We start from the raw sequence: 20,737 nt of genomic DNA, 5'->3' as shown, positions 1-20,737 counted from the left end.
GTTCTAACTGCTGGCTCTCTCGATGGAGGAGCCCAGCATGGCCCAGATACACCAGCGATCCTCGTTGCTTCCGCCCGGCCTGATCATGGAACGGCTGCGGGTCAGTCCAGGCGAGATCGTCATCCTGGCCCGGTCGCGGCAGCTGTGGGCCGCCTGTCCGGCCTGCGGCCGCCGTTCAGGGCAGGTTCACAGCCACTACGAGCGACGACTGCTGGACGTTCCTGCCCATGGCCGGCAGGTGCGGATCCAGCTGGACGTGCGACGGTTCCGGTGCGGGCGCCCTGGCTGCCTACGCCAGATCTTCGCCGAGAGGGTCGGAGGAGCTGTCGTGCAGCCCTTTGCGCGCAGGACGGCGCGGCTTCAGGATCTGCTACATGCTCTCGGGCTCGCCCTTGGCGGGCGCCCCGGCGAGAGGCTGGCCGAGCGGCTGCTGATCGCCGTGAGCCGGGACACGCTTCTGCGGCTGATCCGCGCGCTCGCGCCGGCTTCAGCCGCCGCGCCTCGGGTGATCGGCATTGACGACTGGGCGTGGAAGCGCGGGCACCGTTACGGCACGATCGTCTGCGATCTCGAGCGGCACTGCATCGTGGACGTGCTGCCCGATCGCGAGGCCGCCACGGTCGCGGCCCGGCTGGGAGCGCATCCTGAGGTGGATATCGTTTCCCGTGACCGGGGCGGTGGGTACGGTCAGGCGGTGACTGCGGCAAGGCCCGAGGTGGTCCAGGTCGCGGATCGTTGGCACCTCCTCGAGAACGCCAGTCGGGCGTTCCTCGATGCGGTGCGCCGCTCGATGAGCCCGATCCGCCGGGCTTTGTCTGCGGGTCGTATCAAGCCTGCGCTGCTGACCTCGGCCGAGCGGATCCAGTAACACGGCTTCCTTCGTCGCAAGAAGACCAACGCTGAGGTGCAGGCTCTGGCCGCCGAAGGTCTGCCCATCAAGCAGATCGTCAGGCGGACAGGATGCAGCCGACAGACGGTCCGCCGGATCCTGCGGGGCGAGCGCCAGGACGTCTTCCGCGTCCGGGAAAGCTCGCTCGAAGCTTGGCTCCCTAGACTCGAGGGCGAATGGTCGGGCGGCTGTCGCAACGGCGCCGAACTCTGGCGCCGGCTCCGGGATGCGGGCTTCGGCGGAAGCCTTCGGGTCGTGACGGAATGGGCTACCCGGCACCGGCGGGCGGAGGCCGCCCCTGAGGCGCGGCCCCGAACGTGCCCCTCGGCCCGCCGGCTGGCTGCCATGCTGACGAGAGGCCGGGATCACCTCTCTCGCGAAGAGGCGGTCACAGTGACCCTGATCGAGCGGGGGATCCCGGCCCTCGTCCGGGCACGTCACCTCCTCGACCGGTTCCAGACCATGATCCGTCATCGTCGGGCCGGAGACCTCGGAGCTTGGCTCGCGGACGCGGCGGCCGGGCCTCTCGCGTCCTTTGCCCGCGGGCTAAAGGCCGATCAGCCGGCCGTGGCCGCAGCGCTCGCGCTGCCTTGGTCCAACGGGCAGACTGAGGGGCACATCACCCGGCTCAAGCTGGTCAAGCGGCAGATGTTCGGCCGCGCCAAGCTCGACCTGCTGCGGGCGCGGCTCCTCGGCATCCCAGAGGTCCCCGACCTGCACCGAGAATGAGTCAGAGCCCCTATTCCACGCCGATCAACAACCACGACGCCGCGGAGACACGTCGGCGGGCGCGCCAAAGAGCGCGCAGCAGTCCTCAGGTCTCGATCCGAGACCACTGAGCGACAGGCTTGCCCCGAGTGAGCCTGAATCCAGACGCCTTCCCCGAAACATCCCGAATAGAGGGCCGGAGAACAGGCTCCTGACCGGCCGTGCATTGAAGGTACCAGGCCATGAAGATCTACGAGTCCAGCAAGTTTCACTATGCCAGGAGGCAGTACAGGGCGGAGGTCGGCGGCTTCACCGTCCTTCGCCTGACCTACGGCCGGGATGGCGGCGCTATCAAGACGGCGACCGCGAAGGATGACAGCGGAACACCCGTGTATCCCGATCAGGAAAGCCTGATCCTCGCGATGGAGGCAGCTCTCGAGAAGATCGAAGGCTTGGGCTCCGCCATGGTGCTCCGGGTGGATAGCTCGAACCGGGTCTTCGGGGAGTTCACTGGCACGGGTCGGGAGGAAGACTTCCTTTGCCTCCTCGGCCAGCTGGCTGCTGAAATCGGCGTCATGCTCGAGCTCGAGGTGAAGCAGGCCGCCTGAGGCTTGGGTCGGCAGGCGGACGGTATGACATCACGAACAGGACCCGTGTTGGGAGAGGCGGAAGCGCCCGGCCAAGAGACATCTGTAGAGACCTATCGCCGCGCCCGTTTATAGTGAATGGTAGGGAGCCTAGCTTGTCCCATCGCCGACGGTTTTGGAGCCGACATGTTTAGAAGGAACGCGCCGTTCAATCTCCCGACCATTCTTGATTTCCGCTCGCCAAGTAGCCGCATCGCGAAAGATCTCGAACTTCGAGATCTCCTCGCGATCTTCAAGCGAATGCGAGTCAGAAGTTACTTCAGCCGTATCTCCGTCAGCGAGAAAAGCTTCGTCCAGCAGACGAACGTTTACAGATCCTACTGGGGCGGAGGACCCGATCCAAGCTCACGATATGCTTTGCGGACGACCAGCTATTTCAGGCAGGATCCCCTGTGGATCGCAGAGGTCACCATGAGATGCGATAGCCGGTACATGGATGGCGATGCAGGTGCTGGACACCATTATAAGGATAGGGGAGCGCGCTCCACGCAGGGGATAGGGTTTCAAAGGTCGAGAGACCGCAACCCTGACCCAAGCTGGAAGCCCGCATGGTTTGATCAAGATGTGACCAGCGTCCGCATCCTATCCGACATCAGCCGGAATGCCTTCGAGGCTAGCGTCCGAGAATTGTTGATGGGCGAGCAGAAGGCGAGAGCCGAAGTTTGCGACACCGGATCGTGGGCAGAGCGCGGCCTTGAAGCCATTGTCCTTTGCCGATGCGGCCACCAAGTGAACATGGACGTGAATCGACTGACAGGTGGCAAGCTTTGCGAGAATGTTTTCGCACTGCAACCCAGCTTGCGTTGCTCCGCCTGCGGGGACAAGGGCCAAGCAGAGATTCTCCCCGCTTATCGACCCGGCTTCGCTCCTGCTGGTAAGATGCCCCCAGAACTCGATGGGTCTGACGAGTCAAGAAAGGCTCGTCCCTATTATAACAACGGAGTCGATCTTTACGAAGTCGCGGGCGGAGATGGAACGCAAAAGGCTTATCTCGGGGACGGGACCAGCATCGGGCCAGATGGCAAGCTTTTCGACGGTTAGGCGCTTCGCTGTGGATCGGAACGACTTTGGAACTCCAATAGGCGCCGAATGTGGGCTCTGGCGCGCTTTGTGTGAGGGTTCGTGCTCCTGAGGCTACGTGTCGGCGCCTCCTTGAGGAGCTTGCCGATGGGTATTCTGTTGAGCGGCGGCAGACGCGTACCGACTGGGCTGACGGTGCAGGGCATTGAGATGGTCAGGGAGGCGGTGATCGTTCACGCTCGGTCGTCTCGGCCCTCGAACAGATGCCCGCATTGCGAGACGCCCTCCAACCATCCGCATGGGCAGTACCGTCGCAGGCTGATGGACCTGCCGGCCCATGGCCGGCGGGTTCGCATCGACCTGACGTTCCGACGTTTTCGCCGTGACGGCCAAGGCTGCTGCGGTCGGACGTTCTCGGAAGCGCTCTCTCCTGACCTGGCGCGCCTTCGGGCCGATGGGCGTCGAGGCTTCAGAGCCTCGTGCGGCACCTCGGGCTTGCTTTGGGTGGGCGTGCTCAGGTGCGGGCCGAGCCCACGAGCTTCCAGGCGGCGGGCAGCAGGAGCGCGGCGAGGCCGAGCTTGAGCGCGTCGCCGATCAGGTAGGGCGTGACGCCCCAGGCGAGCGTCTGGTCCCAGACGGAGGCGTACTTGGCCGGATCGAAGGCGCCGGCCGCCACGACGTGATGCAGCCACAGGAGGCCCGGGACATAGATCGCCACGTTGCCGAGGAGCATGGCAAGGGCCATCCACCCGGCCGAGCGGTCCCAGCCGCGCCGCGCGAGCGCGCCCAGGAGCACGGTGGCCAGCACGTAGCCCAGGAGATAGCCGCCCGAGGCGCCCATCATGTAGCCGAGGCCGTTGTTCTCGGCCGTGGAGCTGGCGAAGATGTCGGCGCCCAGCGCGCCCAGGCCCATGTAGCCCAGGATGGTGACGAGGCCGAGCCGGGGCCCGTAGGCGGCGCCGATGCCCAGCACCGCGAAGGTGCCGAGGTTCACGGGCACCGGCGAGGGCGGCACCGGCACCTGCACCTGCGCCGCGAGCGTCAGCCCCGCGATGCCCAGCGCCACGAACATCGCCTGCCGCGCCAGCCGCGCCGCGCCGTCCTCGTGGCCGCCGATCTCGGCCAGGACGGGCCGGGCCGCTTGCGTCATCCCTTGGGTCATTCCGGGGCCTCTTGTCTGTTTCGAGGTTTCAGGATTCGAGTGGCTCATCAACGGCGCCACAGGCGGCAAGGGCGCGCGTCGAACTGCCCTCGGCGGAGCCGTTCCCGACCACAAGAGCCGACGCTCACCGGTGCGGCGGTCTCTAACACGCCCGTCCAAGAATTAGCTCTCACGATCACGCCCTTGCAGACCAGCCATCGCCGCCAACAGGCACTTGCCTCGGCCAGCGATCCTGAATCAGCTCGAGGAGCCAAGCGACTATCCTGACGGAATGCTCCGCGGGGCATGGCGGGAGATGATCGGCGGCGCAGGGCCGGTGAGCAGGCGTTACGCGTTAACGGGCCAAAACAGCGCCCCAGAAATCCAGATGCCGCGGCGGTTCCCATTATGCTGCGTCCGATCTCCCGGCTGAAGGTGGGGTAAGCCACCGTTCCAGCCACGAGGTCGACACCTCGCCGCTCCGGACGTCGTCGGCAAGGGCGAGTTCCGAATGCATGGCTATCGTCGTCGCAAGCGGCCCGATCCGAAGCTCGTCCAGGCTGCGGGCCAACCTACCGAGCGCGTGCGGTCGATCCTCGCCCCAGACGACGAGCTTGCCGATGAGCGAGTCGTAATACGGGGGCACTTGGTACCCGGGATAAGCCCCGGTGTCGAAGCGAACGCCGGGACCGCCCGGAACGGCTAACTCTTCGATGCGGCCGGGCGATGGAAGAAAGCCGCGCGCCGGGTCCTCGGCATTGATCCGCACCTCAATGGCGTGCCCCCGGCAGTGGATGTCCTCCTGCCTATGCCGGAGCGGCACGCCTCCCGCGATCAGCAGCATTTCCCGGATCAGATCCACACCCGTGACCATCTCGGTCACCGGATGTTCCACCTGAATGCGGGTGTTCATCTCGATGAAGTAGAAGGCTTGGCGGCGCCGATCATAGAGGTATTCCAGCGTGCCGGCGCCCCGGTAGCGAACCGCCTGGGCAAGACGAACCGCTGACTTGCAAAGCTCCTCGCGCAGGTCCCCGGGCAACAGAGAAGCCGGAGCCTCCTCCCAAACCTTCTGGCGGCGTCTCTGGAGCGAGCATTCCCGCTCGAAGAGGTGGACGACCGAGGTCCCGTCGCCCAGAACCTGCACCTCGATGTGACGAGCGTCCTCGATGAAGGCTTCGAGATAGAGACCGCCGTCCCCGAATCCCGCCAGAGCTTCGGAAGCTGCCTGCGGCACCAGCTTCAAAAGTTCGTCGGCATCGCGGGCCACACGTATCCCGCGACCCCCGCCGCCCGCCGCCGCCTTGATCATGACCGGATAGCCAATCCGGGACGCTTCGGACAGCGCGGCATCGACGTCCTCGATCCGGCCTTGGCTGCCCGGAACGATCGGCACGCCAGCTGCGACCGCGCAGGCCCGAGCGTGAGCCTTGTCGCCCATACTGCGGATCGTTTCCGGCCGTGGGCCCACGAACACGACGCCTGAGGCCTCGACCGCCTCGGCAAAGTCGGCGTTCTCCGACAGGAACCCGTAACCTGGATGCAGGGCATCCGCGCCGCACCGCCTCAGCGCGGCCAGAACGGCCGCCGTATCGAGATAGGATCTGCGGGCGGGCGCCGGGCCAAGCTCGATCACCTCGTCGGCCAGACGGGCGGCCAGCATGTCCTGATCCGCCGCGCTGACAGCCTGGACGGTCCTGATACCCAGCTCCTGCGCCGCGCGGATGATGCGAACGGCGATTTCGCCGCGATTGGCCACGAAGAGCGTTCTGATCGTCATCTGTCAGACCTCGATCTCGCAGGCTGCATCGCCGGCATCGACATCGCTCTGATCCGCGAGCAGGTAGCGGCCGAAGATGCCGTCGCAGTTGGCTTCGATGGACAAGAACGATTTCATGACCTCGACAAGGCCGATCGTTTCGCCGGCCACGACCGGGTCGCCCGGAGACTTGAAGGGCGGCTGATCGGGGGCAGGGCGCTGGTAGAAGACGCCGGGAAGCGTCAGTTCGATGGTGTGCATGGCCATGTTCGCTCTCCTCACCGTCAGGTCGACATCATCACGCGGTCGAGCCGCTCGATCAGGAAGTCCGCGTTCTCGGTCGTGAAGACGAGCGGAGGTCGGATCTTCAGCACGTTCGCCGACGGCCCGCAGGCCGAGATGAGGACTCCCGCCTCGCGGAGCCCGTTCACGATCCGGGTGCATGTCCTGGCGTCGGGCGTCCTGGTGGAGCGGTCGGACACGATCTCGACACCGACGAACAGGCCGGCCCCGCGAACGTCTCCGATGGCGTCGTGGCGCTGGGCCAGTGCCTTGATCCCGTCCTTGAGGTAGGCCCCGCTCATCCGGGCGTTCCTCATCAGGTCTTCATCCTGGATCGCCGACAGCACGGCCCGCGCAGCCTCGGCGGCGACGGCGTTTCCTCCGAAGGTGTTGAAGTATCGTGCCTTGCGGCCGAACTCGTCGATCACCTCCGGCCGCACGACGATGCCTGCCACCGGAAAGCCGTTTCCCATCGGCTTGCCGAGCGTCACGATGTCCGGGATCACCCCGTGCCGCTGGAATCCCCACATCGCGTCGCCGGTCCGGCCGAAGCCGGGCTGGACCTCGTCCGCGATGTAGAGGCCGCCCGCCGCACGTATAGCGTCGACCGCTCCTTTCAGGAAACCGGGCTGCTCGCCGAAGACCCCATCGCTGGAGAAAATGGAGTCGCAGATGAAAAGGGCCGGCTTGATGCCATGGCGTCGGAGGTCTCGGATGGCTGCCTCAACCGCCACCGTGAACTCCGTCGCAAGGTCGCCTGTGGGGCTCCGATAGCTGTCCGGTGCCGGCACGGTCCTCACGTGCGGCCCGAGGTCCACCGAGGGCCCGAGCGAGGGGGAGAACTCGGCGACGATCTTCGTGATGCCGTGATAGGCCGTCTCGGTGACGATGACGCCTTCCCCGCCTGTGAACGATCGCGCGATGCGGACCGCGAGGTCGTTGGCGTCCGATCCGGTGCAGGTGAACATCAGGTGCCCGAGCTCGCTCGGCATGGTCGCGAGGAGCTGCTCGGCGTAGATCAGCACGCTCTCGTGCAGATAGCGGGTGTTGGTGGCCAGCGTCGCGACCTGCCGGCATATGGCATCGACGACCCTCGGATGGCAGTGCCCCAGGGAGGCCACGTTGTTGTAGGCGTCGAGGTAGGCTTTGCCATCGCGATCGTACAACCAGACACCCTCGCCCCGGACAACCTCGATCGGGCGCTCGTAGAACAGCCGGTAGGCTGGCCCCAGAAGGCGTTGCCGCCGCTCGATCATCGAGGCTTCGTGAGGATCGAGATCGACCGCCCCCGGCACGAAGGCGTTGACCATTCCTGGACCGAAATTCATGAGACCTCCATGCCGCAGCAGTTGAGCAGCGCTCGCGTGACCTCCGCGCGAGGCAGTCGCGCGAAGGTTTCCATCCCGCGCCGCGCCGGGCCGTTGTTCCGAAGGATGTATCCGGCGTTGTCCGGATTGCGCCGGGAGCGCCATTCTGTGATCGTGATGGTCGTGGACAGCCGGGCCACGATCAGGTCGCGCAGCAGCTCGATCTCCTCGCGCTCGAGCGGCATCACGGCGTGATAGCTCGCCAGCATCGGCGAGATGGCCGCCAGCGGGCCGTTGACCGGGGTGAGATAGGAGGCCGCGACCGCCACATCGATGGCGATGGCGGTCTTCACCATGTCCCCGAAGTCGAGAACGCCCGAAATCCTCTCGGGCTGCCGGGGGTCGACGAGGATGTTATGGTGGTTGAGATCGTTGTGCACCACGCGCTGACGGAGCGTTCCCAGTCGAGGACGGACCTCGGACTCGAAGTGGGCAAGCTCCGCCCGGACGGTCTCGCGCATCGGATTGTCGGCGATCCAGTCGGTCAGGGGCAGCAACTCGGCCGCGTTCTTGATGTCCCACAGCAGGTGGAGCGATGACGCCGGATGGTCGAAGTCAGCGAAAGCCCGGCCGAGGCGGGCCAGCGTCCGGCCGATGTCGCGGCGGAGCTCGTCGGTCATCGACACGCCATGCACGGGAACCCCGTCCAGCCAGGACACCAGCCGGACAAGGCTTTCCCGTCCATCGCGAAGGGGAAGGCGGATCTCCAGGTCCCCTTGGAGGGTCTGGTGGACCTTGGGCGTGGGCAGCGTCGGGTCCGCACGTTCGAGATGTAGGAGCGCCTCGGTCTGGAAGTTGGTGTTGAGATGGGGCTCGGCCGGATTGGCGAACTTCAGAGTGAAGCCTGGCCCCTCAGTCGTGCGGATATGGAAGTTGGCGTCGCGCTCGCTGGCAAGGTTTTCGGCGCGACCGACGACGCCGAAGAACTCCCGAGCGACCCGGGCGGCCTCGTCCTCGGAAACTGGCGGCGGCGCCGCGGATAGCACATCAGGCGCGTTCACGATTGTTCCTTTGCTGATCCAAGACCGCTTCGGCTCAGGCCGCCACGAGCACGTCTGGGGACGTGGCCCTGTCCAGGGCCCGCCGAAGCTCGCCCGCTTCCGCACGATCCACCGGCCGGAAGCGCAGCGTCTCGCCTGGCCGCGCCTGGCCCAGCTTCCACAGGGCGGCGCTGGCGACGGTGAAGGGGTTGATGAAGCCGCCCGTGCTCGGCGAGTCGTTCACCAGGATGATCGGCGTCTGCCCCGCGAGGTTCACGGCCCCCAGAGGGTAGCCGTGGTCGATGATGTTCGAAGGGTCCTGCCCGTGGTCGGGGCTCTTGTGCAGGGCCCGGTGGGCAAAACTGAAGGCCGGGCCGGTCAGGCGCAGGCCCGTGCGATTGCTTTTGGCCTGCACGGTCCAGTCCGACGAGAAGAACATCCCGATGGCCTCCTCCGAGAGCCAGTCGTCATTGGGGCCGAGCAGGGCCTCCACGAGCCAGCGCCGGTCGGAGGGGAAGACCGGGCGGATGGCTTCGGGAACGGCGGCCAGCCTCGCTTCGCCGTCCGGCACCCCGAGCGGAATGGACTGCCCGGCCTTCAGGGCCCGTCCGCCAACGCCCGCCATGTGAAAGACCGCTCGCGACCCCATGACGGGCTCGGTCGCGACGCCGCCCGAGATCGCGACATAGGCCCTCATGCCGGACCGCGCGGCCCCGAGTTCCAGATGCTGACCGGCCCGCGCGCGCAGGGTCCGCCACATGGGGACGGGCGTGCCGTCGATCGTCGGCATCATGTCGGCGCCCGTCACCGCGACCAGCGCCTCCGCCTCGAAGCGGAGCGCAGGACCGATCATCTGGCATTCCAGCGCGGCCGTGTCCCGGACATTGCCGACCAGAAGGTTGGCCAGCCGGAACGACCAGGGGTCGAACGGTCCGGAGACGGGAAAACCCTGCTCGAGGAAGCCCACACGGCCGGGCAGTTCCTGCACGCTCGTCTCGAGGCCGGGCTTCACGACATGGACGGTTCTCGGGCTCATGTCCGGTCCTTCGCGCTGACACCCACGGACCGCGACCAGTCCAGATATCGGTCGACGGAAAAGACTTGATAATCGACCCTCTCGTGCTCGTAGCGCCCCTGCTCGACCTCGGAGCGGATCCAGTCGAACTCGTCGCGATCGATCGGGACGAAGCGCACGCGGTCCCCGGCCCGGAACAGCGCCAGGCTGTCGCGGAAGGCGGGCAGCCGCTGCGCGCCGTCATAGATCGGGGCCGGGGTCTGGCCGAGCAGCTGATACCCTCCGGGCGTCCGGTCCGGATAGATGCAGGTGAGCGCGCCGCCGACGCCGATGGCGCCCTTGGGTGTCCAGGTGCGGGGCGGGTTGTACTTCGGCGCGACGATGCGGGTCCGGGGGTCCAGCGCGAGGAGCGAGCAGAGCCCCGGCCAGAATCCCAAGGCCGCGACCCAGTACTCCGTCGCGGCGTGGCGGCGGGCCAGCGCCGGGCGGTCCGGCAGGCCGTTCAGGCGGCCGACCAGGTCGGGGTCCGGAACCTTGTCCGGATGCGTGCTGCGATAGTCGCCGATGCAGGCGGTGGTCTCGGGATCGAAGTAATGCACCGGGATGCTGAACAGGCGGCTCGGCAACTCGCCGGTGACCTCCGCGCCGAGTTCCGCGTGGATTCGCCGGACCTCAGTGCCCAAATCCTCGAAGCTGATGCGATCAGGGTCGTAGTTGATCTGGAGCGACGCCAACTCGGGGATCAGATCCTCGACGCCCGAGATCCGCGCGGCCCTCAATGCGCCGACCAGCCGGTGCACGACGAAGTTCAGGCCGAAGTTCATCCCGTCGCCGAGCTCGACCTCGATGGCCCGGTCGCCGCCAGGATAGAGGCGCGGTTCCTCGTAAAGCATCATCCCTCGTCGTGCTGATTCCGCAGGAGAAGCGGCTGCCACTTCTCTACCGTCGATTTTTGATATATCATATATCTATTGACGGTCAAAGAGTATCTGGGCACTCGGGTAACGTCCGAGCGGATCCCCGAGGAGAAACGATGAGCAGGATCGAGCACCAGTCGCTGACGGATCGCGCCTATCAGGAGCTTCTGCGCGGCCTCACGAGTGGCCGCTTCGCGCCCATGCAGCCCTTGGTGATCCGGACGCTGGCCGAAACCTACGGGATCTCGGCGACCCCGATCAGGGAAGCGTTGCAGCGGCTCGTCGCCGAACGGCTGCTCCAGGTCCTGCCGAACCGGTCGATCGTGGTGCCGCAGATGACGCGCTCGCGTTTTCTGGAGTTCCTGCCGATCCGCTGCGCCCTGGAGGGGCTGGCGGCCGAGATGGCTACTCCGAGATGCGGCCCCGGGGACTTCGCCCGTCTCAACGAGCTCATCGCCCGCATCTCCGTGACCGCCGAGAACTTCGATGCGGCGGGCTATCTTGCCCTCAATCGCGAGTTCCACTTCACGATCTACGAGAAGTCCGGCTCCACGGAACTGATGCGCCTCATCCAGGATCTGTGGCTGAAGGTCGGACCGGTCTTCACCGGGCTTTTCGACACCGAGCATTACAGGACCCACTCCAACGACGAGCACCGCAACATCCTCTCGGCGATGGAGCGGGGCGACGCGGCGAGAGCGCGCTCCTACCTCGTGCAGGACCTGACCTATGCCGCGGACGCGCTGTCCCCGCGGATGCAGGACTGAGGACGGGACCCGCATCTCTTAGGACTTGTCGAGCTTGGCAAACAGGAGCCAGAAGACCCCGCAGAGCAGCGGCAGGGTCACGGCCAGCACGATCGTCGACAGCGCGAAGATGATCGGCACCTGGGACTGCTGCGCCGCTGCCTGGACCCAGTTCCACACGGGCATGGTCTCGGCGGTGCCGCGCAGGAAGATCGTCCGCATGACTTCGTTGAAGGACATCAGGAACCCGAACAGGGCGGCGCTCACGATTCCCGGCATCAGGATCGGGAACTCGATGTCCCAGAAGACGCGCCAGCCCGAGGCGCCAAGGTCGCGCCCCGCCTCGACCAAACGGTGGTCGAAGCGCGTGGTGACCACGAGGATGATCAGGAGCGCGAACGGGAAGGCCCAGACGAAGTGTCCCAACGCGATCGACCAGAACCCGAGCTTCAGGTCGAGAACGGACCGGGCGAAGATGAACAGGGCCGCGCCCATGGACATGCCCGGCACGAAGAGCGGCAGGACGAACAGCAGCAGCGTCCGGCCGGGTCTCGCGAGGCTCGGCACCGCCCGGCCCACGACCGTCGCCACCACGGCGCAGACGAGCCCGACGATCAGGCCGATCACCACGCTCGCGAGCAGGGGCTGATGCCAGTCCGTGCTGGCGAAGAGCGCCCGGAAGTGTGTCGACGTGAAGCTGCCCGGAATCCCCGAAAGTGGGTTCGCGCTGAACGACAGGAGCATGAGCCAGACCAGCGGGAAGTAGATCAGCCCCAGCATGAACAGGCCGGCCCACTTGCCGATGGCGCGCCAGATCGGCCAGTAGCTGGGCCCTCCGCGCGACGTGGGTCCCTGGCTGAGTGCGGCGTCGGTCATGCGGTCAGCCTTTCAGCACGCGGAAGGAAGAGGACAGGTCGCCGAAGCGCCGGGCGACCAGCATCATCGCGCCCAAGAGCGCCAGCAGGAGCAGGATGACGAAGGTCGAGAGCGCGGCCACGACGGGATACCGCAGGGCGGTGTAGGCGCTTTCGATGGAGTTACTCAGGAGGTTGACGAACCCGCCTCCCAGCATCCCCGGCTCCACCCAGGCCGCGAGGGCCGGGCCGAGCGTGAAGACCACGCCCGCCATCACGCCCGGCAGCGACAGCGGCAGCACGATGCGCGAGAAGGTCTGCCAAGGCGTCGCGCCGAGGTCGTCGCTCGCCTTGATGAGCTCGTCGTCGATGAGGCCGATGGCCATGTAGATGGGCAGCGCCATCGGGGGGAACAGGCTGACCACGAGCCCGAAGTGGACCGAGACCTCCGAGTAGAGCAGCCACTCCACCGGCGCGTCCGTCAGCCCGGCCTGCATGAGCAGGCTGTTCACGAGGCCGTTCTGCCCCAGGATCGCGCGCCAGATGATGGTGCGGGACGAGGTGTCGAGGAAGAAGGGGATCGTGAGGAGCGCGATCAGCACGGCGCGCAGCGTCTTGCTGCGGCAGCCCTTGGCCAGCCACAGCGCGAAGGGATAGGCGACCAGGAGCTCGATCAGCGTGACCGTCAGCGCGATCCGCAGGGTGCGGAGCGTCACCTCGAAGCGGCCGGACTCGAAGAGCGAGATCCAGGTGTTCAGCGAGGGCCTGTAGATCGTGAAGTAGCTCTTCGTCTCGAAGAAGCTGAACGAGAACAGCACCGCGAGAGGCACGATCACGAGGACGAACCAGGCGAGCAGGATCAGGCCCAGGACCCAGTTCGTGCGGGCCGCCCACTGGCGGAGCCCCAGGCGTGGCCGCGACACGGGGCCGGCCTCGCCCTCGGATGCGGCTGAGATCATCGTCATCGGTCCCCCCTCATGTTGGGTCGCCCCGAGCCGGATCGGAGGCCGGGACCCTGGGCTCCGGGGCCGACCCCTGATCGGCCCCGGAGCCGCGGCTCAGCTGTTGAGGAACCGCTGCCATTCCTCCTCCATCACGTCCGCGTTGCTGGGCGTGGTGGTGGAGACGAAGGGCTTGGAGAACTTGCGGTTGACCTTGGCCTCGGTGGCCCTGAGCGCCTCGATCTCCTCCGGGGTCCAGCCGTTCTCGGTGGCGTATTCGACGCCCAGGTCCATGTTGGGACCGGCATAGCCACGGTCGCGGGCCTGGAGCGCCCGGTACTCGCCGTCGAGGAAGTAGTTCAGCACCTTGTAGATGGCATCGACGTTGTCGCGCTCCATCGCCTGGGCGGCGACGTAGGCGCCGTGGCCCCACTTGAAGTAGCCTTCCTTGGTGTAGGCGTAGCGCGTCGCATCCGGGCCGAGCTTGAGGTTCGCTTCCCGGACCGCCGGCTCCCAGCAGTTGATGACGTCAACCTCTTGGTTGGTCAGGAGCTGGATCTGCTCCTCAAAGGAGCCGTGGAGCGTGCGGAACTGGCCCGCCTTCTTGCGCTCGATCAGGAAGTCGGCGACCGCCTTGGCTTCCTCCGCCGAAAGGTTCGCGAGGTCTTCGAAGGTCGCCACCCCCTTGCTCTGGAGATAGAGCGCGGCCACGCCCATGGAGTAGGTGTAGGTGTTGGCATAGGCGACGCGTCCGCGGGTCCGCTCGTCCTCGAACATGAGCGACCAGGACAGCTCCTCCTCGCTTGCCGGGTCGATGCCCAGCTTTGCCGGGAAATAGCCGAAGCTGTCGGCGTTGCCGATGACCGGCACGCCCCACTGGTTGCCCTCGGGGTCTTGGACGACGGCCGAGCGCTTCCAGTCGTCCGAGGTCCGTTCCCAGAGCGTCAGGTTCGGGTTGCTCTCGTCGATGGGCGCGTAGAGCCCCTGCGGCCCGAGGATGTCCTCGGTGCCCGACTCGAAGATGAAGATATCGACCTCGTCGCCGAGCTGCGAGGCCACGACGTCGCGCATGAAGACGCCGACGTCGTTGTTCGATCCGCTCATCTCGACGTTGATGCCGAGCGACTGCCGCATCGGCGTCCAGTCCTTCAGGGCGGCGGTGGGGACGCCATAGGCGCGGACGGTGGTCTCGCCCTGCGCGCGGGCCGGCGAGGCCAGCGTGGCGGCTCCGCCCAGGGCCGCGAGCCCGGCCATTGCGCCGGTGGCCTTCAGCAGCGCTCGCCGCGAGAGCTCGATCTGCGAGTGCGTGGAAAATCGGTCCTTCATGGTCTCACCCTGTTGCTGGATTATGATTTGTCCGACGCCGCCAGTACGACGCAGTCCTCCGCCTTCCACGTCACGGACGAGATCGTCTCGCCCAGCGGGGTGTTCTCCCAGCGCCGAAGCCGCATGGAGCCGGCGGCCGTCGCGACCGTCAGGTCGGTGTACTTGCCGCGGTAGAGCTTGTTGGTCAGCGTGGCCGGAAGCACGTTGCTCACGGCGGGGCCATTCGCCCCGGGAGACAGCCGCTCGGCCCGGACGGCGACGGCGACGGCCGCTCCCGGCTGCGAGGCCGCGTCCATGGCCACGCCGCGCACCTGCACCCCGCCTGGAAGGTCGACCACGGCGTAGCCCCGGTCCTGCCCCCGGAGGGTGCCCGGCAGGATGTTCTCGTAGCCCATGAACTCGGCGGCGAACCGGGAGCCAGGCCGGTCGAACAGGTCGAGGGGCGCCCCGCTCTGCACGATCCTCCCGTGGCTCATGAGCACCACGCGGTCGCTCATGGTCAGGGCTTCTTCCTGGCTGTGGGTGATGTAAACGAAGGTCATGCCGAGGCTGCGCTGCAACTGCACAAGCTCCAGCTGCATGTCTTGGCGGAGCCGTTCGTCGAGCGCGCCCAAGGGCTCGTCCAGCAACAGAATCGATGGCCGGGTGACGACGGCGCGGGCGAGTGCCACGCGCTGCCGCTCGCCACCCGAAAGCTGCGCGATCCGCCGGTCCCCCTTGTGCTCCAGCTGCACCATGGCCAGCGCCTGGCGCGCCGCGCGGGTGGCCTCCTCCCGGTTCACGTTCCGGATCCGCAGCCCGTACATCACGTTCTCGATGACCGACATGTGTGGAAAGAGAGCATAGCTCTGGAAAACCGTGGTGCAGCTTCTCTTGGACGGCGGTAGTCCCGCCACGTCCACCCCACCGATGCGGAGGCGGCGAACCGACTTCGGCATCTCGAGGCCCGAGATCACCCGGAGTAGGGTAGTTTTCCCGGACCCGCTCGAGCCTAGGATCGTGAGGAACTCGCCACGGCCAGCCGTCAGGGACACATTGGCGAGCGCGGTGACGAGGCCGTACCTGTGCACGACATCCATCGCCTCCAGCATGGGTTCGGCTGACATGGATCCTCGTCCTCCGCTCGTCGTGTTTGGCTGCGCGTGACTGCGGCTCAGTGGCGTACAACAGCAAGTTCTAGGGACAGCAGCTTCGTGGCAGCCGACATGGCCTGATCCAGAAGGACCCGGGACAGCGCTGTCGGATCGTAAGGCGCATTTGCCAGCACAGAGCCAGCGTACCGGTCCCCCGAGTTCCGTCTTAGATGCTGCCCAACCGACCTCATGGCGCCTGCTGCCATCCGTCGTGCAGCCCGATCGGCTTCGGTGCTCGCGGCGGAGCACATGTCCTCAAGGAAGTCGGCGATCTGGTCCAGTCCTATGCCGCCTCCCGTGATCACGCCCTCCTTGCGGGCTTGAGCCATGGTGGCGAGCGCACGCCGGGCGACGTCGGCGACGCGATCCGACGTACAGGAGCAGACGTCTCGGCCGACGCGGACCTCGACCCACGCGCCCCGGAGCCGAGCCATCCGGCGCTCCGCGTGTTCGCGATCGAGGGCTAGATGACGATTGGCGCGGATCTCGCCCGCGACGATTCCCTGGCGGAGATTGATCATCTCCTGCGCGCCCTTAGGCGCCTCCAGCTCGACCTGCGCCCCGCGGCGGCGGTAGGACGAGGCGCGACCTAGCATGGACGGCTTTAGGGACGACATGGGACACCCCTCCTGGTCGGAGACCACCGTGGCCCCGGTTGCCGCGGCGAGGTCCCCGATGATCGAGGCAGCTCTCCGGCCGACATCCCTAGGCGTGAGAGCGGCGATCCGGGCGAGCCCCGCCTTCCGATTGCGTTCGATGAGGGCCAAGGCTGGCCCTTCAAGACCGCGTGCGACGATGACCAGCGCCTTTCCCCTTGTGGCGAAGCCCTCGATCACAGGTGCTAGTGAGCCAAAATCCCGCAGGATCTCGTCGGCCGCGATCACGTGGACATCGTCCATCTCGCCCGGGTCGCCAGCGCCCAGATCGGTCGCCTCGAATACGAAGCCGGTCCGCGCGATCACCTCGACGCCCGACCCAGGGGTCATGAAGACTTCAACCTGCCCCGCCTCCCCGGCCCGTTCCACGGCGTCCGCCAGGTGTTGGGCGAGCGCGGGATCGGCACCGGCGGCGCGCGCTAGCCCCGGCAGATCGGGGACGGAGCGTGTAGCCCTCCGGAATGCCAGATCCAGATCCTCTCTGAGAGAGGCAGCGGCGCGGGCGAGAGCGCCTCCATCCACGCCAGCGGCCAGGCTCGCCACACCCGACCTCAGTGCGGCGCCGACCATCACGCCCAACCGGGCTGTTCCATCGCCGAGGTCACGGTCTGCTTCGACGAGGATCTCCTTCAGAAGGGTCGGTGCAATGCCCGCGACGCCTCCGGAGGCACAGCTCTCACGTGCAATAGCCACCCCCGAGGACGCCTGATGGACCCGCCCACCAAAGTCGGAAAGAACCGTCCGCTCGTCGGGGCCCAGTGACGCCCCAAGGGCCCGCATCACCGGCGCGAGGGACCGCAGCATGACTTCATGTAGAGCCGGGCCTGCCAGAAGAGTCGACATTGTCACGCGGCGTCAAGCAGCGCGAGATCGCTCAGCGCGCCATGCACGGCCCGCGCTACCTCGACAGCGTTGGGTGTATCTGAATGCACGCAGATCGACTCGGCCACAACCCGGGCTGTGCCGCCGTCGATGCTGACGACGAGGCCCTCCAAGACGGCGCGGCGGATCTTGGCCGCCACGACCTCCGGGGCAACTGGATCATGCTCCTTCGAGATGATCTGCCGACCCTCCGAGGTGTAATCGAGGTCTGCATAGAACTCACAGGAGAAAGGGATGCCCCGACGCGTGAAGACCTCCGACATGCAGCAGTCCGAGAAGGCGATCACCGGCACACCGAAGCTCTCCGCGGCATCGGCGATGCCCTCGGCTACATGCATCTCCCGCTGCGCCATCCCGAACAGCGAGCCATGAGGCTTGATGTGCGACAGCGGAACGCCTTCACGATCGAGGAATGCTTTCAGAGCGCCGGTCTGATAGAGGACCATGCCGCAGACCTCGTCCCGGGTCACCTTCATCTCGCGGCGTCCAAAACCCTCACGGTCCGGCAGGCCGGGGTGCGAGCCTACCTTGATGCCGTGGCGCTTGGCCGCACGGACTGTCCTCCACATCACCGTGGGATCTGAGGCATGAAATCCGCAGGCTATGTTTGCATGCGTTACGAAAGGCATGCAGGCCTCATCGTCGCCGAAGCTATAAATGCCGAAGGCTTCGCCCATGTCACAGTTGATGGACACTCTTTGCATGGCGACCTCCACGATGAGATATGATATATCATACACACCGTGGTCGCGCTGCAAACAAAAACTTTCGGGGTGAGCGCCACGTGAGGTGCGACGTTCGAGCCGAGGTCATCATCGGGGGTCAGGCGCGCCGGTCCAAGACCTTTTCGCGGAACACCTCGGCCGGCGTTCGCCAGCCCAGGCACTTGCGCGGCGACGCGTTCAGACGATCGCAGATCGCCTTCAGCTGGGGGCCGGAGATCGTCGTCGGGTCGATGTCGCGGGGCGGCCAGCGCCGCATGCGGCGGTTGGCGGTCTCGACCTTCCCCTTCTGCCACTGCGGGTTCTACCCGAATTGTGACGGTGGCGAGGTCAGGCTACCGCATCGGTCGGCCCTCCTCCAAAAGGCCATCGCGGAACGCCTCAGCCGGAGTGCGGAAGCCTAGGCACTTCCTGGGCGTGGCGTTCAGGCGGTCGCTGATCGACCGCATGTCTCGATCCGCGAGCGCCAGCAGCACGGTGTCAGAAGGCAGGTATCGCCGCACCCGTCGGTTCATGTTTTCGACCGAGCCCTTCTGCCAGGGCGCCTGAGGATCGCAGAACCAGGCCTTCGCCCCCATCCCAGCCTCGAGTTCCCGCCAGGAGACGAATTCGAGCCCCCGATCGAAGGTTAGGCTCTGGCGGGCGTGCTGGGGCAGGGGTGAGAGCACCTCGATCAGCCGGGCCATGAGCGGCCGGGAGCGCCTGTCGTTGTTGCGGAAGAGGACCGTGTACCGGCTCCTCCGTTCCACCATCGTCGCCACGTTGGTCGGACCAAGTTCCTTGCGGAAGATCATCAGGTCGGCTTCCCAGTGGCCGAACCCGGCTCGGCTGTTCACCGCCTCGGGGCGGTGTTGGATCCTGCAAGCTTCAGGAAAGGCGAGGCTTCTTGGCTTTCGACCCCGGCGAGGTCGTCGGGCACGGCGCTGCTCCGGAAGGTAGCGGGCCAGCTCTTGGCTCTGACCGTTCTTCGAGTACACGAAGCGGTAAGGGACGGCACATAGAACGGGCCCGGATCTACGCTAAGGGTTCTGCGCGCTCGGCTGGGGGAGGCTTTGGCGGAGGGGCCGGAGCTGTCCGGCCTGGGTGGGAGGGTCGGTCCAGAGATAGTCGCCGGTGAGGTTGATGTGCTGCCAGCCGAGCGGGGACAGGTGCTGGAGCAGGTCGGGCGGCACGGGCCGCCCCTGGCGCTCCAAGTGGCGCATGGCGACCCCGAGGTAGGTCGTGTTCCAGAGCACGATCACGCCCGCCACGAGGTTGAGCGCGCTCGCGCGGTGGCCCTGGGCCTGGAGGCCGTGGTCGCGCAGCCGGCCCGCCTGGTGGAAGAAGATGGCCCGCTTGAGTGCGTTCTCGACCTCGCCCTTGTTCAGCTCGCGGGTCGCGCGCCGTCGCTCCTCGGGGTCCTCGATCCAGTCGAGCGTGAACAAGGTGCGCTCGACGCGGCCGATCTCGCGCAGGGCAAGCGCCAGCCTGTTCGCGCGCGGGTAGGAGCCGAGCCGTTCCAGCATCGCGGAGGCGCTGGTCACGCCCGTGCGGATCGAGGCCGCCAGCCGGAGCACGTCGGTCCAATGGTCGGCGATCAGGCGCTCGTTGATGGGGGCGGCCACGAGCGGGGCGATGTCGGGCCCGGGCTCCAGCCCGTCGAACAGGTGCAACCGTCGGGCGGTCAGGTTCGGGACGCGCGGCGCGAACCGGAACCCCAGCAGGTGGCAAAGCGCGAACACGTGGTCCAACACGCCGCCGCCACAGGTCATGGTGCCGCTCGATGCTCAGGTCGGCGCCGTGGTGAAGCAGCCCGTCGAGCACGTGGGCCGCCTCGCCCGCGCTCGCCGAGATCACCTTGGAGTGGAACGGGGCGTAGCGGTTGGACAGGTGCGTGTGAGATGACACGGCCGGCTCCGATCCCTTGTGCGGGTTGATGGCCCCGGTCGCCTGGGCGCGCCAGTCGAGCGGGAAGTGCTGGCCGTCCGAGCTCGACGCGGTGCCGGACCCGAAGGCGGCGGCGAGCGACGTCCCTCGGCTGCGCGTCGACGAGCTGGGCGAGCGCGGCGCCGTAGGTGTCCTCGCGCAGGTGCCAGGACGACAGCCAGCCGAGCTGGCGCTGGCTGACGAGGTTGCAGGCCTCCGCCATGCGGGCGTGGCCGACATTGGTGGCGTCCGCGAGCACGGCGGTGAGCACCGCGCGCGGCTCGTCGTGGGCGCGCCCGGTGGTCAGGTGCGTGAAGCAGCCGGCGAGCCCGGTCCAGCGATCGACCTCGGCCAGGAGGTCGGTCACGCGGATGAGCGGGAGGTGCGCGTAAAGGGGAGCCAGCGCACCCTCCGCCTCCGCCGGCGTGGCCGCCTTCAGGGGCGAGATCCGCAGCCGCCCGGCCTTGAGCTGGACCTCTTCGAGCGCGCAGGCCTCCGCCTCGGCCGCGACCTCGGCCAGCCGTCGAGCGAGCCGCGCGCGGCGGTCGGCCAGCCACTCCGCGGCCGACCCGGCCGCAGGCACGGGCAGCGGACCCACCTCGCGCATGGCCGCGAACACGGGGGCGGGGATGAGTTGCTGCTCGACCGCGCGGTAGCGTCAGCTGCCCTGCACCCACATGTCGCCCGCGCGCAGGCGGTCGCGCAACTCGGCCAGGACGCAGAACTCGTAGATGCGCCGGTCCATGCCGTCACGGCCGATCCGGCGCCGCCAAGTCGGACGGATGAAGCCTGTCGGCGCGTCGGCCGGCAGCTTCCGCAACCGGCCCTGGCCGAGCCGGCGCATCAC

General features: G+C 67.0%; 17 protein-coding genes and 4 pseudogenes. 5 read left to right on the top strand and 16 right to left on the bottom strand.

From position 1 onward, the window contains the following. The first annotated feature begins 37 nt into the window (after positions 1-37). From J2Z33_RS16665 to J2Z33_RS19005, 4 genes and pseudogenes are all read left to right on the top strand, one after another. Positions 38-1,618: pseudogene (locus J2Z33_RS16665) on the top strand (ISL3 family transposase). Between the two features lie 221 nt (positions 1,619-1,839). Continuing rightward, on the top strand, positions 1,840-2,205 hold the full coding sequence (locus tag J2Z33_RS16660; protein WP_209843157.1) for a hypothetical protein: 366 nt from the start codon (positions 1,840-1,842) through the stop codon (positions 2,203-2,205). Between the two features lie 165 nt (positions 2,206-2,370). Beyond that, positions 2,371-3,285: a hypothetical protein gene (locus J2Z33_RS16655; RefSeq protein WP_209843156.1), complete on the top strand. Its 915-nt coding sequence runs from the start codon at positions 2,371-2,373 to the stop codon at positions 3,283-3,285. 126 nt (positions 3,286-3,411) lie between these two features. Next, positions 3,412-3,846, top strand: coding sequence for a transposase family protein (locus tag J2Z33_RS19005; RefSeq protein WP_209843154.1), 435 nt, complete (start codon positions 3,412-3,414; stop codon positions 3,844-3,846). Here J2Z33_RS19005 and J2Z33_RS16645 read toward each other — a convergent pair. The 7 genes from J2Z33_RS16645 to J2Z33_RS16615 form a co-directional block, all read right to left on the bottom strand. Beyond that, the gene (locus tag J2Z33_RS16645) at positions 3,779-4,414 is read right to left on the bottom strand and encodes a biotin transporter BioY (protein WP_209843152.1); all 636 of its coding nucleotides are present in this window, start codon (positions 4,412-4,414) and stop codon (positions 3,779-3,781) included. The two genes, J2Z33_RS19005 and J2Z33_RS16645, sit on opposite strands and share 68 nt — an antisense overlap. 397 nt (positions 4,415-4,811) lie before the next feature. Beyond that, positions 4,812-6,185, bottom strand: a complete 1,374-nt coding sequence (locus J2Z33_RS16640; protein ID WP_209843150.1) for an acetyl-CoA carboxylase biotin carboxylase subunit — start codon at positions 6,183-6,185, stop codon at positions 4,812-4,814. A 3-nt stretch (positions 6,186-6,188) separates the two neighbouring features. Continuing rightward, entirely contained in the window at positions 6,189-6,431 is a 243-nt protein-coding gene (locus J2Z33_RS16635; protein ID WP_245218937.1) for an acetyl-CoA carboxylase, read from the bottom strand. Between the two features lie 17 nt (positions 6,432-6,448). Then, positions 6,449-7,774, bottom strand: coding sequence for an aspartate aminotransferase family protein (locus J2Z33_RS16630; protein ID WP_245218936.1), 1,326 nt, complete (start codon positions 7,772-7,774; stop codon positions 6,449-6,451). Next, complete coding sequence (locus J2Z33_RS16625) at positions 7,771-8,814, bottom strand: phosphotransferase (RefSeq protein ID WP_209843148.1); 1,044 nt, start codon at positions 8,812-8,814, stop codon at positions 7,771-7,773. The genes J2Z33_RS16630 and J2Z33_RS16625 overlap by 4 nt, the downstream gene beginning before the upstream one ends. Before the next feature lie 34 nt (positions 8,815-8,848). Further along, entirely contained in the window at positions 8,849-9,829 is a 981-nt protein-coding gene (locus J2Z33_RS16620) for a 5-oxoprolinase subunit C family protein (RefSeq protein WP_209843146.1), read from the bottom strand. Next, on the bottom strand, positions 9,826-10,704 hold the full coding sequence (locus J2Z33_RS16615; protein WP_209843144.1) for a 5-oxoprolinase subunit B family protein: 879 nt from the start codon (positions 10,702-10,704) through the stop codon (positions 9,826-9,828). The genes J2Z33_RS16620 and J2Z33_RS16615 overlap by 4 nt, the downstream gene beginning before the upstream one ends. A gap of 137 nt (positions 10,705-10,841) precedes the next feature. Here J2Z33_RS16615 and J2Z33_RS16610 point away from each other — a divergent pair, with 137 nt between their 5' ends. Beyond that, entirely contained in the window at positions 10,842-11,492 is a 651-nt protein-coding gene (locus J2Z33_RS16610) for a GntR family transcriptional regulator (RefSeq protein WP_209843142.1), read from the top strand. An 18-nt stretch (positions 11,493-11,510) separates the two neighbouring features. On the opposite strand, the gene J2Z33_RS16605 is transcribed toward J2Z33_RS16610, so the two are convergent. From J2Z33_RS16605 to J2Z33_RS16565, 9 genes and pseudogenes are all read right to left on the bottom strand, one after another. After that, positions 11,511-12,347 (bottom strand): ABC transporter permease, encoded by an 837-nt coding sequence (locus J2Z33_RS16605; RefSeq protein ID WP_209843140.1) that lies wholly within the window; start codon positions 12,345-12,347, stop codon positions 11,511-11,513. Between the two features lie 4 nt (positions 12,348-12,351). Then, the gene (locus tag J2Z33_RS16600; protein WP_209843138.1) at positions 12,352-13,290 is read right to left on the bottom strand and encodes an ABC transporter permease; all 939 of its coding nucleotides are present in this window, start codon (positions 13,288-13,290) and stop codon (positions 12,352-12,354) included. A gap of 93 nt (positions 13,291-13,383) precedes the next feature. Next, a complete protein-coding gene (locus J2Z33_RS16595) occupies positions 13,384-14,592 on the bottom strand; it encodes an ABC transporter substrate-binding protein (protein WP_209843136.1) in 1,209 nt (402 codons plus the stop codon). A gap of 20 nt (positions 14,593-14,612) precedes the next feature. Beyond that, on the bottom strand, positions 14,613-15,698 hold the full coding sequence (locus J2Z33_RS16590; protein ID WP_209843134.1) for an ABC transporter ATP-binding protein: 1,086 nt from the start codon (positions 15,696-15,698) through the stop codon (positions 14,613-14,615). 47 nt (positions 15,699-15,745) lie between these two features. Then, positions 15,746-17,185 (bottom strand): TCP-1/cpn60 chaperonin family protein, encoded by a 1,440-nt coding sequence (locus J2Z33_RS16585; RefSeq protein WP_209843131.1) that lies wholly within the window; start codon positions 17,183-17,185, stop codon positions 15,746-15,748. A 41-nt stretch (positions 17,186-17,226) separates the two neighbouring features. Beyond that, positions 17,227-17,967, bottom strand: a complete 741-nt coding sequence (gene pxpA / locus J2Z33_RS16580) for a 5-oxoprolinase subunit PxpA (protein WP_209843129.1) — start codon at positions 17,965-17,967, stop codon at positions 17,227-17,229. Positions 17,968-18,085: 118 nt separating this feature from the next. Beyond that, a pseudogene (locus J2Z33_RS16575) lies at positions 18,086-18,280 on the bottom strand (IS30 family transposase); the annotation flags it as partial. A gap of 40 nt (positions 18,281-18,320) precedes the next feature. Next, positions 18,321-18,971, bottom strand: a pseudogene (locus tag J2Z33_RS16570) (IS30 family transposase); the annotation flags it as partial. 33 nt (positions 18,972-19,004) lie between these two features. Next, positions 19,005-20,737: pseudogene (locus tag J2Z33_RS16565) on the bottom strand (Tn3 family transposase); the annotation flags it as partial.

The sequence above is a fragment of the Rubellimicrobium aerolatum genome, assembly GCF_017872975.1.
In the GTDB taxonomy this organism is placed as follows: domain Bacteria; phylum Pseudomonadota; class Alphaproteobacteria; order Rhodobacterales; family Rhodobacteraceae; genus Rubellimicrobium; species Rubellimicrobium aerolatum.
The sequence above is the reverse complement of the archived record's forward strand: the minus strand, read 5'-3'. Positions and strand labels throughout refer to the sequence as shown.

Coding starts and splice junctions, on each gene's coding strand:
- J2Z33_RS16660 (WP_209843157.1), top strand. CDS start 1,840: ATGAAGATCTACGAGTCCAGCAAGTTTCACTATGCCAGGAGGCAGTAC.
- J2Z33_RS16655 (WP_209843156.1), top strand. CDS start 2,371: ATGTTTAGAAGGAACGCGCCGTTCAATCTCCCGACCATTCTTGATTTC.
- J2Z33_RS19005 (WP_209843154.1), top strand. CDS start 3,412: ATGGGTATTCTGTTGAGCGGCGGCAGACGCGTACCGACTGGGCTGACG.
- J2Z33_RS16645 (WP_209843152.1), bottom strand. CDS start 4,414: ATGACGCAAGCGGCCCGGCCCGTCCTGGCCGAGATCGGCGGCCACGAG.
- J2Z33_RS16640 (WP_209843150.1), bottom strand. CDS start 6,185: ATGACGATCAGAACGCTCTTCGTGGCCAATCGCGGCGAAATCGCCGTT.
- J2Z33_RS16635 (WP_245218937.1), bottom strand. CDS start 6,431: ATGGCCATGCACACCATCGAACTGACGCTTCCCGGCGTCTTCTACCAG.
- J2Z33_RS16630 (WP_245218936.1), bottom strand. CDS start 7,774: ATGAATTTCGGTCCAGGAATGGTCAACGCCTTCGTGCCGGGGGCGGTC.
- J2Z33_RS16620 (WP_209843146.1), bottom strand. CDS start 9,829: ATGAGCCCGAGAACCGTCCATGTCGTGAAGCCCGGCCTCGAGACGAGC.
- J2Z33_RS16615 (WP_209843144.1), bottom strand. CDS start 10,704: ATGATGCTTTACGAGGAACCGCGCCTCTATCCTGGCGGCGACCGGGCC.
- J2Z33_RS16610 (WP_209843142.1), top strand. CDS start 10,842: ATGAGCAGGATCGAGCACCAGTCGCTGACGGATCGCGCCTATCAGGAG.
- J2Z33_RS16605 (WP_209843140.1), bottom strand. CDS start 12,347: ATGACCGACGCCGCACTCAGCCAGGGACCCACGTCGCGCGGAGGGCCC.
- J2Z33_RS16600 (WP_209843138.1), bottom strand. CDS start 13,290: ATGACGATGATCTCAGCCGCATCCGAGGGCGAGGCCGGCCCCGTGTCG.
- J2Z33_RS16595 (WP_209843136.1), bottom strand. CDS start 14,592: ATGAAGGACCGATTTTCCACGCACTCGCAGATCGAGCTCTCGCGGCGA.
- J2Z33_RS16590 (WP_209843134.1), bottom strand. CDS start 15,698: ATGTCAGCCGAACCCATGCTGGAGGCGATGGATGTCGTGCACAGGTAC.
- J2Z33_RS16585 (WP_209843131.1), bottom strand. CDS start 17,185: ATGCTGCGGTCCCTCGCGCCGGTGATGCGGGCCCTTGGGGCGTCACTG.
- pxpA (WP_209843129.1), bottom strand. CDS start 17,967: ATGCAAAGAGTGTCCATCAACTGTGACATGGGCGAAGCCTTCGGCATT.